Origin of the sequence: Neobacillus sp. FSL H8-0543, assembly GCF_038592905.1 — a bacterium.
Taxonomy (GTDB): domain Bacteria; phylum Bacillota; class Bacilli; order Bacillales; family Cytobacillaceae; genus Neobacillus.
On sequence record NZ_CP151943.1, the window covers coordinates 3,714,361 to 3,728,428 of the forward strand.

At 34.0% G+C, this 14,068-nt stretch carries 18 protein-coding genes and 1 pseudogene; 6 read left to right on the forward strand and 13 right to left on the reverse strand.

The features are described from left to right. Nucleotides 1–261: 261 nt before the first annotated feature. Complete coding sequence (locus NSS81_RS18600; protein WP_342430125.1) at nucleotides 262–1,131, reverse strand: cation diffusion facilitator family transporter; 870 nt, start codon at nucleotides 1,129–1,131, stop codon at nucleotides 262–264. A 221-nt stretch (nucleotides 1,132–1,352) separates the two neighbouring features. Here NSS81_RS18600 and NSS81_RS18605 point away from each other — a divergent pair, with 221 nt between their 5' ends. The 5 genes from NSS81_RS18605 to NSS81_RS18625 all read left to right on the forward strand — a co-directional run bounded on the left by NSS81_RS18605 (nucleotide 1,353) and on the right by NSS81_RS18625 (nucleotide 4,660). Continuing rightward, entirely contained in the window at nucleotides 1,353–1,895 is a 543-nt protein-coding gene (locus NSS81_RS18605) for a copper resistance CopC family protein (RefSeq protein WP_342430126.1), read from the forward strand. A 1-nt stretch (nucleotide 1,896) separates the two neighbouring features. After that, entirely contained in the window at nucleotides 1,897–2,973 is a 1,077-nt protein-coding gene (locus NSS81_RS18610) for a CopD family protein (RefSeq protein ID WP_342430127.1), read from the forward strand. A 243-nt stretch (nucleotides 2,974–3,216) separates the two neighbouring features. After that, entirely contained in the window at nucleotides 3,217–3,894 is a 678-nt protein-coding gene (locus NSS81_RS18615) for a thioredoxin domain-containing protein (protein ID WP_342430128.1), read from the forward strand. Continuing rightward, nucleotides 3,894–4,313: a disulfide oxidoreductase gene (locus tag NSS81_RS18620; RefSeq protein WP_342430129.1), complete on the forward strand. Its 420-nt coding sequence runs from the start codon at nucleotides 3,894–3,896 to the stop codon at nucleotides 4,311–4,313. The genes NSS81_RS18615 and NSS81_RS18620 overlap by 1 nt, the downstream gene beginning before the upstream one ends. Nucleotides 4,314–4,495: 182 nt before the next feature. Further along, entirely contained in the window at nucleotides 4,496–4,660 is a 165-nt protein-coding gene (locus tag NSS81_RS18625; RefSeq protein WP_342430130.1) for a histidine kinase, read from the forward strand. Nucleotides 4,661–4,755: 95 nt separating this feature from the next. On the opposite strand, the gene NSS81_RS18630 is transcribed toward NSS81_RS18625, so the two are convergent. The 8 genes from NSS81_RS18630 to NSS81_RS18665 all read right to left on the reverse strand — a co-directional run bounded on the left by NSS81_RS18630 (nucleotide 4,756) and on the right by NSS81_RS18665 (nucleotide 10,956). Further along, the gene (locus NSS81_RS18630; RefSeq protein ID WP_342430131.1) at nucleotides 4,756–5,043 is read right to left on the reverse strand and encodes a hypothetical protein; all 288 of its coding nucleotides are present in this window, start codon (nucleotides 5,041–5,043) and stop codon (nucleotides 4,756–4,758) included. A 74-nt stretch (nucleotides 5,044–5,117) separates the two neighbouring features. After that, nucleotides 5,118–5,435 carry a hypothetical protein gene (locus tag NSS81_RS18635; RefSeq protein WP_342430132.1) on the reverse strand — a complete coding sequence of 106 codons (318 nt, stop codon included), beginning with the start codon at nucleotides 5,433–5,435 and terminating at the stop codon, nucleotides 5,118–5,120. Nucleotides 5,436–5,727: 292 nt separating this feature from the next. Continuing rightward, nucleotides 5,728–6,819, reverse strand: a complete 1,092-nt coding sequence (locus NSS81_RS18640; RefSeq protein ID WP_342430133.1) for a putative glycoside hydrolase — start codon at nucleotides 6,817–6,819, stop codon at nucleotides 5,728–5,730. Between the two features lie 97 nt (nucleotides 6,820–6,916). Then, nucleotides 6,917–8,173 carry a DUF445 domain-containing protein gene (locus NSS81_RS18645; RefSeq protein WP_342430134.1) on the reverse strand — a complete coding sequence of 419 codons (1,257 nt, stop codon included), beginning with the start codon at nucleotides 8,171–8,173 and terminating at the stop codon, nucleotides 6,917–6,919. Between the two features lie 80 nt (nucleotides 8,174–8,253). Further along, nucleotides 8,254–9,237, reverse strand: a complete 984-nt coding sequence (locus NSS81_RS18650; RefSeq protein WP_342430135.1) for a DUF3939 domain-containing protein — start codon at nucleotides 9,235–9,237, stop codon at nucleotides 8,254–8,256. Between the two features lie 4 nt (nucleotides 9,238–9,241). Continuing rightward, nucleotides 9,242–9,631: an ATP synthase F0 subunit B gene (locus NSS81_RS18655; RefSeq protein ID WP_342430136.1), complete on the reverse strand. Its 390-nt coding sequence runs from the start codon at nucleotides 9,629–9,631 to the stop codon at nucleotides 9,242–9,244. 23 nt (nucleotides 9,632–9,654) lie between these two features. After that, entirely contained in the window at nucleotides 9,655–10,368 is a 714-nt protein-coding gene (atpB, locus tag NSS81_RS18660) for a F0F1 ATP synthase subunit A (protein WP_342430137.1), read from the reverse strand. A gap of 282 nt (nucleotides 10,369–10,650) precedes the next feature. Beyond that, complete coding sequence (locus NSS81_RS18665) at nucleotides 10,651–10,956, reverse strand: hypothetical protein (RefSeq protein WP_342430138.1); 306 nt, start codon at nucleotides 10,954–10,956, stop codon at nucleotides 10,651–10,653. Nucleotides 10,957–11,424: 468 nt separating this feature from the next. Between NSS81_RS18665 and NSS81_RS18670 the strand changes: the two genes are divergently transcribed. Beyond that, complete coding sequence (locus NSS81_RS18670; RefSeq protein ID WP_342430139.1) at nucleotides 11,425–11,733, forward strand: hypothetical protein; 309 nt, start codon at nucleotides 11,425–11,427, stop codon at nucleotides 11,731–11,733. Between the two features lie 62 nt (nucleotides 11,734–11,795). On the opposite strand, the gene NSS81_RS18675 is transcribed toward NSS81_RS18670, so the two are convergent. From NSS81_RS18675 to NSS81_RS18690, 4 genes and pseudogenes are all read right to left on the reverse strand, one after another. Next, nucleotides 11,796–11,981 carry a hypothetical protein gene (locus NSS81_RS18675; RefSeq protein ID WP_342430140.1) on the reverse strand — a complete coding sequence of 62 codons (186 nt, stop codon included), beginning with the start codon at nucleotides 11,979–11,981 and terminating at the stop codon, nucleotides 11,796–11,798. A gap of 97 nt (nucleotides 11,982–12,078) precedes the next feature. Next, nucleotides 12,079–13,431, reverse strand: coding sequence for a hemolysin family protein (locus tag NSS81_RS18680; RefSeq protein ID WP_342430141.1), 1,353 nt, complete (start codon nucleotides 13,429–13,431; stop codon nucleotides 12,079–12,081). A 72-nt stretch (nucleotides 13,432–13,503) separates the two neighbouring features. Next, nucleotides 13,504–13,698 (reverse strand): hypothetical protein, encoded by a 195-nt coding sequence (locus NSS81_RS18685; protein ID WP_342430142.1) that lies wholly within the window; start codon nucleotides 13,696–13,698, stop codon nucleotides 13,504–13,506. A 9-nt stretch (nucleotides 13,699–13,707) separates the two neighbouring features. After that, nucleotides 13,708–13,893: pseudogene (locus NSS81_RS18690) on the reverse strand (MerR family transcriptional regulator); the annotation flags it as partial. Between the last annotated feature and the right edge of the window lie 175 nt (nucleotides 13,894–14,068).

Sequence of the window (14,068 nt, forward strand, 5' to 3'; positions counted from 1 at the left end):
AGATTGTGAAACATTCTACTTAAAGTAACGGGGTGCGTTAGTTAAGAGGAAATTGAAAATAAGTAGTAGAAAAATCTCAGTTCACTGAACTGAGATTTTTTATTTTTAATTAAAAATATCACAAAAAATTCATTGCAATTTGCTATACAAATTCATGTGCATTTTAAAGTGTAAATCTGAGTTTTGTGATAGGGAACGGAATCCGTTTACCTCAAACCACAATCCTTTGAAGTTTGAGGATGATCTCATTTTTTAATTAATTTAATTTGGTTCAACATGAACAACTACATCATAGACACAATGTTCCTTAATTAATTTATCCTCAACCATAGAGGCAATATCATGAGCGTTTTTTACATCTAAATTGGAATTTACAAGAATCACAATATCCACAACCACATTATTACCGTAATTTCTTGCCCTAATGTCTTTTACACCCTTAACACCATAACAATTGATAATGGTTGTTTTATAAGAATCTAATTCCTTCTGGTCAAATCCATCAGTGAGATGGTGGGAGGCATCACGGAAAATGTCCCAAGCGGTTTTACAAATAATTAAGCCAACGATAATAGCAGTAATGGGGTCTAACAAGGGGAGACCAAATTGAGCACCGATAATTCCAATGAAGGTACCTACACTGACCCACGCATCTGAAAGATTATCTTTTGCTGCTGCCATGACAGATTGGCTATTAATTTCACTTGCAAGTTTTTTATTGTAACGATACACAAAATACATAACAATTGCACAAAAAAGTCCTGTCCAAGCTGCAATTAAATCTGGAGATGCTTCTATTCTATTAAATATACTGGTAAATGCTTGAAATGTAACCTGAATGCCAACGCCCATCATAATAAACGAGGCTACCATTGAGGCAACGGTTTCTGCTTTCCAGTGTCCATAAGGATGATCATCATCTGCTGGTCTTTGGGATAACTTTAGACCAATTAATACGGCAATAGAGGCAATGATGTCAGTGGCATTGTTCAATCCATCAGCTTTTAAGGCTTCGGAATTAGTCATAAACCCGACAATTAATTTTAATGAGGACAAACAAAGATAAGCAATAATACTTATTATTGCTCCACGTTCTCCTCTTTTTAAATCCAAATATGCTTGTTTTTCCATAATATTTCCCTCGCTTTATCTCCTCATATATTATGGAACAAAAATATCTAGTGGGTCTAGAGAAACCTTTTGTCAGCCTTCTAACATTGTAAAAGGGATGAAAAAAAGTTTCTTAAGGTAAACAAAGATTAAAGGTTGAAATTCAAAAATGTTTTCATTCATGATAGAATATGGTGATGTAAATGGGAGAGTTTTATACTATCAAGAAAGGGGAAACATCAATGAAGAAATTATTTTTCTTAATCATTTTTACATTAGGAATGATTCCAACTATTGCTAATGCACATACTGAATTAACGTTTTCTAACCCTGAGGCTGGACAAGTTGTAATGGATAATCTAGCAGAATTAGTCCTAACATTTGCAGGGGAAATCGAATCATTAAGTACGATGAAATTAACGAAGGATGGACAGGAGATACCATTAAACGTTGAGCTACAAGAAAAACAAATGATTGGTACATTATCTACTCCACTAGATGATGGCTCCTATGTTATTGATTGGAGTATTGCGGGGGAAGACGGGCATCTGATTACAGGTGAAATCCCATTCTCAGTTCAAGTAGAACAAAAAGTAGAACAAGAGACGGAAACGAAAGAGCCAGATACCTCAGAAATAAAAGACAATAAAGTGGAAGAAGAAAAACAAAACGATAATTCTTCGGTACAAAATGACAAAAATTCATTGATAAAAATAATTATTCCAGTTGTGGTGATATTGATATTGGGCATTGGGTTGTTCTTGCTTTACGGAAGGAAAAGATAAGATGAATATTTTCATTCCTTTAGCTGAAATCGCTAATTATATAGTATTTTCAATCTTAGTAGGGTATGTTGCATTACAATTTGTACCCGATTCCTATAAACCAAAAATTAGTATTTCTAAAAGAAGTCTACTTTTATCCACATTAGGTATTTATATTTTTACTTTAGGACCTGTTGTTCAAACGATTTCCTATTTTAGCGACAGTGTTGGACTTACTTTAGCGATTTATTCAGTTTTGACTGACTTTCAAGTAGGAAAAGCATGGATGTTCATTGGATTTATGTCAGTATTCTTATGGATGACCATACTGCTAAATGGCTCTAAATATTTACAAGCACTATGGCTATTATTAATGGTTCTAGCGGTTGGGTACTCCAGCCATGTTGCATCGCTGTCATTTTGGGTTGGTTTATTTGCCCACTCCATACATTTTTTAATCGTTACACTGTGGACAGGCATATTGATACATGTTGCATGGTTTTCAAAAGATAAACAGAAATGGTCACAATTTTTACGTTGGTTTACTCCGTTTGCAATTGTATGTGTAATCATCATCGGCATAAGCGGTCTAATTCTTATGTTTAATGTGGTTGAACCGAAGGATTATGTTAAGTCATGGGTTTTACCTTATGGACAAATGCTACTCTTAAAACATATAAGTATTATTCCTGTACTGGTATTTGCGTTTATAAACGGTGTGCTCGCCAAAAAGGCAGCGACAATACCTTCCTTTAATCCACGTCCTTGGATAAAAGCTGAAAGTTTTATTATTTTAATCGTTTTTTATTTCACTAGTGTTTTAGGTACGTTATCACCACCTCATGAGGTTGAATTCACGGTAAGATCAGAAGGGGCTTCAAAATGGGTGGAATGGCTGTTAGGAAAGGACATTCTGACGACATTAAATATTGGATTAACAACAAATTTTCATGCTGTATTTTTAATAATGATTTCTCTCATTTTTTTAGCAATGATCGTGAGTAGTTTTAAAAAAGTAAAACCGATAATTGCTGTTTTTTTCGGATGTAGTTTTATTTTTGCGATGTATTTTGGCTTGATGTTAACAATGAACTTATAAAGGTGAAAGAACAGACCACTTCAAGATATATTGAGGTGGTCTATTAGTGTTAGATAAACGTGTTAGCGTTTCAATTGAGTTCCGATAGGGGTTCAACTAATAAATATTTTTTAGTCCTGTCTATTGGTTATTATCAACCTTATTTTGGAGATGGTTTCACAATCTATCCATACTAATTACTGTTTATATCTCTTATACTTAATATTGTAATCAAATAAACAAAGAGAGTTGAGGTAATTAATATTGAAATCTAAAAATAAACGCAGTTCTAATAAAAGTAAAATTTTTGCAATAGCTTTAGGCCTTGTGGCCATAATTGGTATAATATTGGTATTTAGTTATACTCCTGAACCTGATAAAGAAAATGCTAAACCGCTTGAAATGGAAGGACAGCCTACTATTGGTGAAAAAGATGCCAAGGTTCAAATTGTTGAAATGGGAGATATAATGTGTCCTGCATGTAAAGTTTGGAGTCTTGAGTTTTTTCCTGTTATAAAAGAAAAATATATTGATACTGGAAAAGCAAACTTCTCATTCACCAATGTTTTATTTCATGAAGAACCTTCAAAAATAGGAGCCCAAGCATTTGAAGCAGTTTATGATTTATACCCAGATTATTTTTGGGATTATGTTCATAATCTCTACCAAGAGCAACCATCAACTTCTAATCACGATGAGGTTTGGATAAACCAAGATGTAGTTGTTGATGTTGCAGATAAAACAATCCCTAATTTTAACAAAGACGAATTTATTACAAAAATGAATAGTCAAGAAGTACTTGACCAAATAAGTAAAGACGATTTACTAGTAGAGGAAACAGGATTAAAATTAACACCTGGTATCTTTATTAACGGAGTTGAATTAACTGACCCATTTGATATGGACAAAATAGATGAACTAATTCAAGAGGGGTTAAAGTAATGAGGACCTCTACTTCAAATTACAATGTATATTATTATGCCGCTGCGTGGTTGGTAGCTATTACTGCAACATTAGGAAGTTTATTTTACAGTGAAGTAATGAATTTTATCCCATGTAGTTTGTGTTGGTATCAAAGAATATTTATGTACCCACTTGCATTAATTCTAGGAATTGCAATGTACTATAATGAATATAGTATTAGAAAATATATTTTATTAGTTTCAATTATTGGCTGGTTCATTGCACTTTATCATGTTTTACTTCAAAAAATACCTGCAATGAAGGCACTTGAACCATGCAAGCAAGGTGTTCCATGCACCGTCGATTATGTAAACTATTTAGGATTCATCACTATTCCAATGATGTCATTAACAGCATTTACTTTAATTATTATATTTGTTTGGCGTGTAAAAAAGTAGCTTCGGCTGCTTTTTTATTTTTGTTATAATAGGATCTCGGATATATTATTAACATTAACATTAACATTAACATTAACATGCTATTTTAGCTGATAGGGGTGCAACTCTTATAGTCACATTAAACGCTTTACGACTTCTGAAGGTAAAAGACAAATAAGACGAGTAAATGAAAGGGGAGAATTATGAAAAGGTTACCTTTGATAATTTCAATAATGATCATTGTAATGTTTTTGGCGATGTGGATGCTTGAGAGAGACTTTACGGAAATAGATTTTCAAACGAGAATTATTATTCCAGCTGGTGCTAGTGCTTTATCAGGATTCATATCATACTTCTTATTTAGGTAAATATGGTGTATCAATAATGCTTTGGGCACCCCGTCATTAAAAAAAGAGTGAGATGTTTCCAATTGTAATACTAACGTATGTAAAGAAGAAATAATTTAAAGCCAATTTCTTCTTAAGGGAAAATCATATAATTTTGGTTTGTTTTCAATATTAGTATTATTATTGGATTTCTTTTTTCTCTTATCCCTTTCGATTAATGTATCAAGTTTTTGAATTGCCTTTTCTAATTCTTTTTCATTTATCTCACCCTTAGCATATAAACTGCATAACACTCCATATGCTATCGCTTTGGTATCAATATCGATATTTACAACTAAATCAACATCAGAGTTTCCGCTATGTCCTACCAATGTACTTAGTTTATTTAGAACTGGTTTCTCCATTTTTCCTCCCCCTATATAAAGGGGATACTAGGAAATATTACATCTAAAACCAAGTATCCCTTTTTAAAGTTAAATTAGCGTCTTTGTTCTTGTTCCTGCTCCTGTTCCTGGTCGGAATCTGCTTCTGATCTTGAACGTACTCTTGCACGTGATTCGCTATCTACGTTAATGTCAAGGTCAATTCTAGAGTTTCCGCTATTATTAATTCGTGCTTTAGCAATATTTGTGTTTTTGTCTTTTACATTAACATCAGTATCATTATCTGCGTCATTATCTACTCTAGAATCAAAATCAACATCTACATCAACATCACTACGTACATTTTCATTTTGATTATTTCTCTTACGTCCTCTATTACCGAAGATATCTTCGTTTCTCCATACTTTACTCATTTATTATTTCACCCCTTTACACTGTCTTACTTTAATTTATTCAGAAATGAATTATTAGTTTGGACAAGTGTACATTTTTTTGTAAAAAAAGATTGTAAAGTGTAATCACTATAACAAACGGCCAATCGCTAAAAGAATTCTTGTAGGATTAGGTGTTAAATACCTTGAAAAGGTTCTGCAATATGTCCAACAACTGTGGGAAAGACCTGTGAATCGAAGAAAGGGAATGCTGTTTACGTACGATGGTAAAAGCGTTGAAGGCAGCTATTAAAGAATAGCTGCCTTCATATGCTTAATATGGCGTGTAGTCAACATTTGGTGTATAGGTGTTATTTGCATTCCATAATAAAAATTCATTTATCCCCTGTGAATGCAAGGCACGAATCTGATCCTCGATTTCTGACTTTCCATAGACCTTATAGTTTCCTTTTCCAAGCCATGAGGCTGTGAAATCCTGAAGCCACGGCCGTGAAGTTGGCGGATTTGCTAACTTCTTTATTCGGCTGTTTTCAACTTTGGCATACTCTTTAACCAGGTGAAAAGGGGCTAAGTCAGGTTTAGGAATACCGAATATGCTTGTCCAATGACTTGGATAAATCATAGCGGATACGACATCAACGGACTCTGCTATATGGGAGAAGTTTTGTCCAATCCCCGGTGCTTCTGGAATGACAGTAGTATTTCCAAAGACATCAACAGAGATTTTAACATTATAGGGCTTTAATTTTTGTGCAGCATGTTTAACAAATTCACTTACAGCCAGGACTCTTGCTCTATCTTGAACTTTACCATTAGACTGAAACTTCCCTTTTTCATAACTAAGTTGATGTTCAAAGGATTCAAATTTCTCAGGGAATCGTACATAATCAAATTGAATTTCATCAAAACCAATATTAATTGCTTCATTAGCCATATCGATATTGTATTTCCAAACTTCCTCTAGAAAGGGGTTTGTAAAGGAATCACCGCGTCCATTCTTCCATACCCCATTGTTGGTCCTGAATGACAAGTGCGGATTACTATTTGCTAAGACATTATCCTTAAAGACAACGATTCTAGCGATTGTGTATATATTGTTAGCCTTTAATGTATCCATTAGTTTATTTGGATTTTTAATATATGGACGACTGGCAGGATAAAATGGTGAAGCTTTTGAGGGATTGAAAGTAAGATTACCATGATCATCTTTTATATCAATCACCATTGCGTTTAAATCTGTTTCTTTAACTAGTGAAAGTAGGCTTTCGAACTTAGGTCCTTGCGTGTTTGACGCTTTAACATAAATTCCCCTGATTGGACCCTGGGTGTGTGTCGCAGCAAAAACTGGATGGGTATTAAATGAAAAGACCAATAAGATACAAATAAATAAGGTTGCCTTTTTCATAAACTCACTCCTTATATCTAGTACTTAATAGCTTCTACATTTTAGAAAATATAATACCTTTAGTGGACATAAAAAAAAGACCTGACTGGTCTTATTTTTAAATTAATAATTGTAATCCAACTAGGATTAGTCCGATGAGAAATCCGCAGACAGCTCCATTGACACGAATCCACTGGAGGTCTTTTCCTACATTTGTTTCAACCATATCAATTAGTGTTTTAGTGTCTAATTTCTCTAGGTTTTCCTCGACGAGTTTTCCAACCTTTGAATGGTTTTTTTCGATAAATATTGAAATTTGTTTCTTAATCCAAGTTTCCATTGATTCGACTTTTTCTTCATCTTCTTTTAGTGTAGTAAGGGCATATCTAATTTGCGGTAAAAGATATCCTTCAAAGAACTGCGGGTCCTGGATATATTCAATCGCTTTTTGTTTTAACTCTTCAAGAAAATGGATGATTTTTTCTTCAGGCTCCCATTCAGAACCAATTTGATCCTTCAAGTTATTCAGTTCCTGTAACAAGCCTTCATCACTTTTTATGCTTTGAAGTTTCGTGTTTATGTGAAACAGGAGTGTTTGTCTATTTTGATTAAATGGATCTTTATAGCTTTTTACACCCTTTTGTATAAGGTTTTGAATAATACTTCCAAGTTTATCCTCGTTAACAATATTGGTAAATGATTTTAAAGCAAATTGCATAAAACCATCAACCTTAATGTTTTCAATGGCATCAATAGCCAGACTTCCAAGCTTATCTTTGGTACTTTCTTTTTGAGACCATTCATCAACTTCATTTAGGATAAAATCTAGTGTTTTTTCATCGTACTTTCTTTTTGATAGACGATCAATAATAAGGGGAAGGTAATGACTAATATCCATTCCGCTAATGATTGACTTTAGTTCTTTTTCAATAATTGGAGCTAATTTCTTACTGTCGACTGAATGGAGCAGATGGAGAATGACATTTATGACATTTTTCTGTACCCCCTCACTAGCTACTTCCTTTTCCGCAATTTCGAAAAGTTTAGCAGTGAATGGAATACTAGCAATTTTCCCTCTGATACTCTCTTTCGTTAGCCAATCATTTTCTAGCATATTGATAATTCCAGAGGTTAATCTCTTCCTGTTTTTTGGCAATAGTGCGGTATGAGGAATTGGCAGCCCGAGGGGATGACGGAAAAGGGCCGTTACGGCAAACCAGTCAGCGAGTCCGCCTACAAGTCCTGCTTCAAATCCTCCTTGAAGGAATGTACCCCAAAGGGAATCCTGAAATGGAAGGGTGGCAAGAAAACCTACTCCCATGACAGTTAGAGAAATTGTCGCTAAATGGCGCGATTTATTCTTTTGTTTTGACATCTTTGTATCCCTCATCTTTTAAAAAATTATTGTTCTTTGCTATTATCTCAATATAGACGAAAAAAGCAAAAAAAAACTCCTCAGATATTTGAGGAGTTATCCATTTTCCTTTTCTCAGGTCTAATATGTGTAATTAAACCATCTAAATCAGTAATGTAAAACTGCGTTTCAGGTACGGCTTTAAGGTAATGCTCTTGAATCAATTGATAATAGTTTACTCTTTTTTGCGGGTCAAAACGCAACATTGGGTATTCCTTGCGTTCTTTCACATATAAATCGACAGCTTTTTGGACAATGTCCATTTCAACTGGAATTTTTCGTTCATTTTCTTCAAAAAGATTATATGTTTCTTTAGACATATAAATCTTTTTAGAAGGAATCCCCCTTAAAATATCTGCTAGCTGGTTAAAGTCAATGCTGTTATCTTCCTGAATAAGTATTGTTCTGTATACACCTTTTGGTAAATTTTCTGAAAACTCCCTCACTGCCTTACGAACTTGTTCAATTGAAACATCAATTATTTGATACTCTTTTATATTTTTCACTCCATTTTGCAAATTACTTTCATCTGCGTTTTTCACCTTTTGCTTTTCAACAGGGCTTTTAAAGTACTTTTGATACATTACATAACCAGTTAATCCGCCAATTCCTATGCCGAAAAATGTACCAATTAGTGTAAACATAGGATAAAAGCTATAGGTAGTATCTAGATAGGAGCCTAGTTTATAAAAGGCAAAAACGGTTAATGCGATCGTAATCCCAAAGACCATATTTAATGAAAGGGTTTTCATTAAAAAGTTAGTAAATTCGTTCCATTCTTCACCGTGGTTATCCTTATCACCTTTTAGAAATTTTCTAACATCTTTTCGCATTTCTTCTGAAACATTATTGTCTGTGAAAAAGCCCTCTAAATATTCAACTTCACTTTTATTTTCATTTTTTAATATACATGCGGTTTTTTCGGTGTTTCCCTTTGTGTAATGAACATAAATAAACTTATCTTCAAAGCCCAGTTCCAGAATTTCGGTAACTCTTCCTAGGTATTTTGTGAATTTGTGCTTCATAATATTATGCCCCTTTTACATGTTCTTTATGCACAAATGAGCGGGTGCGAAATGCTTCATCCTTAGCGGTTTGCAGTATTTCTCTTGCTTCGGCTTTCGCTGCTGAAATCATTAGATTTGCTTCCTTTTCACTATATTTCATAATCTCTCTGGCATCCTTTCTAGCCTGGGTAAGAATTTCAGTACTAGATTCCAGATTTTTTTCTGCTTCAATCTTGTATTGCTCTGTGAGCTGCAGCTGATTTTCAATGTGTGATTTTCTGCTTTCCATAACACTGACAATTTTCTTAAAAACAAGCTTTTTCAAAATAAATACGAGAACGGTAAAAATAATAGCCTGGTAAATCATCGTTCCTAATGAAACAGGAAGACCGAAAATAGTTATATCTCCCATTCTAGCACACTCCTTTTATATTATTATGTTAAACGGTGAGCAATGTAAACCATAGTGAGAGTTACAAAGATATATGCCTGTATCGCACCAATAAACACGCAAAAAGCTTGCCATATTAGCATCGGTAAGGAAACAAGCGATGCAGCGAGGAGCCCGTGAGTTGCAGCGCCAGCCAATAGTGCTAACATTACTTCTCCAGCATATATATTACCGAATAGCCTCAATCCTAGAGTTAAGGTGGTAGCGAATTGTTCTAAGACGTTAATGGCAAATAAAGCTTTAAAAGGTTTGAGGAAACTAAGAAGATAATGTTTAAAACCATTCAAGCGGATGTCGATGAAATGTGTGTAGGCAATAATCATTATTGCGAGTGTCATGGTGACATGTGCATCAGCGGTAGGTGATCTCCACCATGATACGGGGTGTTCTTCTGCTGTTAAAATGGCGAAGGGGACTCCTAGAAGATTTGCGATAAATAAATACATTAATAATGAAACACCGGTAGATAAAATAAATAAGTTGTTAGTTGAACCCATTGAGTTATTCATGATGTCTTTAACAAATTCCAGGATCCATTCCATAAAATTTTGCCCTTGTTTCGGTGTTCGTGTCGTAAGATGTCTAGTTGTGAGGTATGCAATGAGGAAAACAATGATGGATGCAATGGTGGTTGTTAAAATGATTGATAAATCAAATGTTAGGTTAAACCAAACCACTTGTGGCCTCGAATGTCCCATATGTCCTAAACTCCTTTCTGATTGTAAGGTGTAAAGACGGTGAAAAATCAGGCATATCGTCGGTGTATGTAGTTTTTATATTGTTTGCGCTTTCATTATATGATTAAAGTCCTAGTTTTGCAACGAAGTTCACAATTTATTGCTAATTTTCTGATTATTAAGTATAGCACGGTTTCAACTGAAATTAACATAAAATTGGTAATACCTTTTCCTTTGTTTGTTATAGTTAAAAGACTGAAAAAGGTAACCAGTTGTTGGCTACCTTTTTTAAAAAATTTGCTGCTAATTAACAGCAATTTCTTCTTTGAAAGTTATTTGGATTTCATTTGAAAGGTCGTTTATTGAAAAATATGTTTGTGTATCCTCAAAAAACCATACATCATTACCTTCAACAAAAAATGTAATTCCATTAACTTCTTTAGTGAATCCAGCGTTTGATGGTGTTTCTGCAGAAAAGGCTAAACTAAATCCTTTATGTTTTTCTCCAAACCCAGCATATTGAGGAAACATCCGAACGGTAAAGGGCTTTTTAATTTCGAATTCTTTGTTAAACCAAGTAGTAGCTCTTTCGTCGATTGAAATAAACATATAAATACACCAGCCTTTTTCAAATTGTTATAAATTTAAAATCAGAGTAATCGTGGCTTTGGATTTAGGACTTCATTTCTTACTAATTCCAGGATATAGCTTTTTGGCTAATCTGCATGTGATATTATTCATATACTTTCGCGGGATTAGGAAACTGTAATAAAAAGTTCATAATTTGTCTTTATACCATCAAATAAGTGCAGAAAATCACCAACATCATTAGGAATTTACGGTTAAATAAAGGTAAATAATATAACAATATTTATTAGAGGCTTAAATGGATAAGGATTGGACATAGGATTTAGAACATGATGAGTATGTATTGAGAGTATGGAAACTTGGATAGTGTAGGAATATCAGTTTATTCCTGTCCTTAATGGGGAGAGGTCAATTGTTCTTTATTTTGTAACATACATATGTTGTTAATGGTGCTAAACTGATATTAATAACAATAAGGGAGTTTTTATTATGGGTCAGGATTTTGAAAAGCTTACGGATAATATAAATGAAATAAAAACTATGATTAATAATTTCAGTCATACCCTAGAAAATATTGAGAAGAGACTTTCCCGTTTAGAGCAAATGGATAGAATAGAACACCGAGTAGAAGTGAATCAAATCGACCTATCAGACATTAAAGAATCCTTAGAACGTATAGAGGAAATACAGAGAACAGAAAACAAAGAAGAAATACAACATATCAACCGCCGCCTCGATTCTCATTTAGTAAAATTGGCTAAAGCAGAAGAAGAAATTATCATTCTCAGAAACAAATAACTACTTCGCGAAAAAACAAAAAGATCAGATACCTAAATTGTATCTGATCTTTTTGTGACTTCCTATGATTTCCCCAATAATGCTTTGACACCATAGTAAAGTAAAGCGAAAGAAAATATTAGTATTGCTATTGCACCAACAATATTAAAAAATGGTACCAAACCACTCAAGAAAGTTACAGGTGGCATGCTATTTAAGGCAAAGCCAGCCAATATACAAGCTAAAAATAAGAATGATGAGTGCTTCATTTATTATCCCCCCTTAGAATAAGATATGCATATTAGTAGGGGGTGATTGGACATAAAATAAAAAAACAGACCAAAAAGGTCTGTTTATATAGCAATATTAAGAAAGTACTTCTGAACTTGGTAACACCATTTTAGGGTTATTTTGTTCTTCAGCACTTGCATTTTTTATTACTTCAAGATATTTAATATGATGTTCTTCCATATCAATGATTTTGAAAGTATAGGCATCATGAAGAAGAAGGTCTCCTTCTTTTGCTTCATAATTTTCAGTAAGGATCCAACCACCAATGGTATCAATATCTTCATCATTGATATCGACTCCCAACAAATCATTGACTTCGCTTACTAAGACCTTTGAGTCAATAATATAATGGTTTTCCTCAATTTTGCGAATCTCTGGGATTTCATCCATATCAAACTCATCACGGATTTCTCCAACAATCTCTTCAAGTATATCTTCAACGGTAACAAGCCCTGAGGTTCCACCGTATTCATCCATTAAGATTGCCATATGCATCCGTTCTTTTTGCATTTTTACAAGCAAATCATGAATCGGAATCGTTTCAATTACTCTAATAATGGGTCGGGTATAGTAATCTAGTGTCTTTGTTGATGGTTTTTCAATACCAATTAAATCCGTCACCATTTCCTTGATATTAACGAGCCCGATAATATGATCCTTATCACCGTCAATAATTGGATACCTAGTGAATTTTTCCTCTCGGATTACTTGAAGAAAGGTTTCTAATGTATCATCCTTTGACAATGAAACAATCTCTGTTCTTGGAACCATGATTTCTTTTGCAATCCGGTTATCAAATTCAAATATTTTATTTACATACTTAAACTCAGATTGGTTAATTTCACCACTTTTATAGCTTTCAGATAGGATAATTCGAAGCTCTTCCTCAGTATGGGCGATTTCACTCTCAGAAACAGGCTTTAGCCCAAAAATGCTAGTCACTATCCGTGCTGATCCATTTAGCACCCAAATAAACGGGTACATGATTTTGTAAAAGAGAATAAGCGGGCGTGACATAACTAGAGTAATTAATTCGGCTTTCTGTATGGCCAATGTTTTTGGAGCGAGCTCTCCTACGACAACATGTAAAAACGTTATCGTGGCAAATGCAATCCCAAACGATAATATTTGGCTAACACTCTCGGGTACTTCCATCCGACCGAAAAGAGGTGAAAGCAGATGTTCGATTGTTGACTCTCCAATCCAACCTAAACCAAGGGCAGTAATCGTAATTCCTAACTGACAGGCAGAAAGGTACTCATCAAGATTCGAAATTACTCTCTTAGCTGTAATAGCACTCGAATTTCCTTCTTCAATCAACTGGTCTATTCTTGAGCTCCGAACTTTAACAATAGCAAACTCTGAAGCTACAAAAAAAGCAGTTAAAGCAATTAAAATGGCTATGATCACCAAGTTAAATATGTCCAAATAATCCCTTATCTCGTTTTATAAACGAGTAAGGAGTCACCTCCTAGTAAGTGCAAAAATTAACTCGTTACATTAAGAAGGGATATCATTTAAAAACGGCCGCAGCAGATTCAAACTCTTTGTATACTTGGCCTTTTGATGTTCATCCAAATTCGCCAATATTGGATAAAGATCAAATAAATCACTTTGAAGCTGCTTCATTTGTTTAGTCACCGCTTTTATATGTTGATCCACTTCTGTATCACGAAGCTTCTTATCTTTTTTCATATCTAGCTTTCTCTTAATCTCGTCTAATGGATAATGCAAACCCTTGCATTCTTCAATAAATTTTAAATCCTTTAAAGATTCATCAGAATAAATGCGGTAATTTGATTTAGATCGTTCTGCGTTTAATAAACCGATAGACGTATAATAGTCAATGGTTCGTTTCGATACCCCAGCGATTTCTGCTAATTCGCCAATGCGATAAACAGCCCCATCATATCACCTCTACAATATAAATTAACACTAATTATATAAAAATAAAACTGTACAGTCAAACGTACTGGTTTGTACAGTAATTGCTATTAACATTTTATGGCGAGGGAGCTTGTTTTATGAATAAAAAATCCATTAAAGCTTTTCCTTGTAAAAGTAA

Coding starts and splice junctions, on each gene's coding strand:
- NSS81_RS18640 (WP_342430133.1), bottom strand. CDS start 6,819: ATGAAAAAGGCAACCTTATTTATTTGTATCTTATTGGTCTTTTCATTT.
- NSS81_RS18650 (WP_342430135.1), bottom strand. CDS start 9,237: ATGAAGCACAAATTCACAAAATACCTAGGAAGAGTTACCGAAATTCTG.
- NSS81_RS18625 (WP_342430130.1), top strand. CDS start 4,496: ATGAAAAGGTTACCTTTGATAATTTCAATAATGATCATTGTAATGTTT.
- NSS81_RS18685 (WP_342430142.1), bottom strand. CDS start 13,698: ATGAAAAAAGATAAGAAGCTTCGTGATACAGAAGTGGATCAACATATA.
- NSS81_RS18620 (WP_342430129.1), top strand. CDS start 3,894: ATGAGGACCTCTACTTCAAATTACAATGTATATTATTATGCCGCTGCG.
- NSS81_RS18645 (WP_342430134.1), bottom strand. CDS start 8,173: ATGTCAAAACAAAAGAATAAATCGCGCCATTTAGCGACAATTTCTCTA.
- NSS81_RS18665 (WP_342430138.1), bottom strand. CDS start 10,956: ATGTTTATTTCAATCGACGAAAGAGCTACTACTTGGTTTAACAAAGAA.
- NSS81_RS18670 (WP_342430139.1), top strand. CDS start 11,425: ATGGGTCAGGATTTTGAAAAGCTTACGGATAATATAAATGAAATAAAA.
- NSS81_RS18635 (WP_342430132.1), bottom strand. CDS start 5,435: ATGAGTAAAGTATGGAGAAACGAAGATATCTTCGGTAATAGAGGACGT.
- atpB (WP_342430137.1), bottom strand. CDS start 10,368: ATGGGACATTCGAGGCCACAAGTGGTTTGGTTTAACCTAACATTTGAT.
- NSS81_RS18630 (WP_342430131.1), bottom strand. CDS start 5,043: ATGGAGAAACCAGTTCTAAATAAACTAAGTACATTGGTAGGACATAGC.
- NSS81_RS18655 (WP_342430136.1), bottom strand. CDS start 9,631: ATGGGAGATATAACTATTTTCGGTCTTCCTGTTTCATTAGGAACGATG.
- NSS81_RS18675 (WP_342430140.1), bottom strand. CDS start 11,981: ATGAAGCACTCATCATTCTTATTTTTAGCTTGTATATTGGCTGGCTTT.
- NSS81_RS18610 (WP_342430127.1), top strand. CDS start 1,897: ATGAATATTTTCATTCCTTTAGCTGAAATCGCTAATTATATAGTATTT.
- NSS81_RS18605 (WP_342430126.1), top strand. CDS start 1,353: ATGAAGAAATTATTTTTCTTAATCATTTTTACATTAGGAATGATTCCA.
- NSS81_RS18600 (WP_342430125.1), bottom strand. CDS start 1,131: ATGGAAAAACAAGCATATTTGGATTTAAAAAGAGGAGAACGTGGAGCA.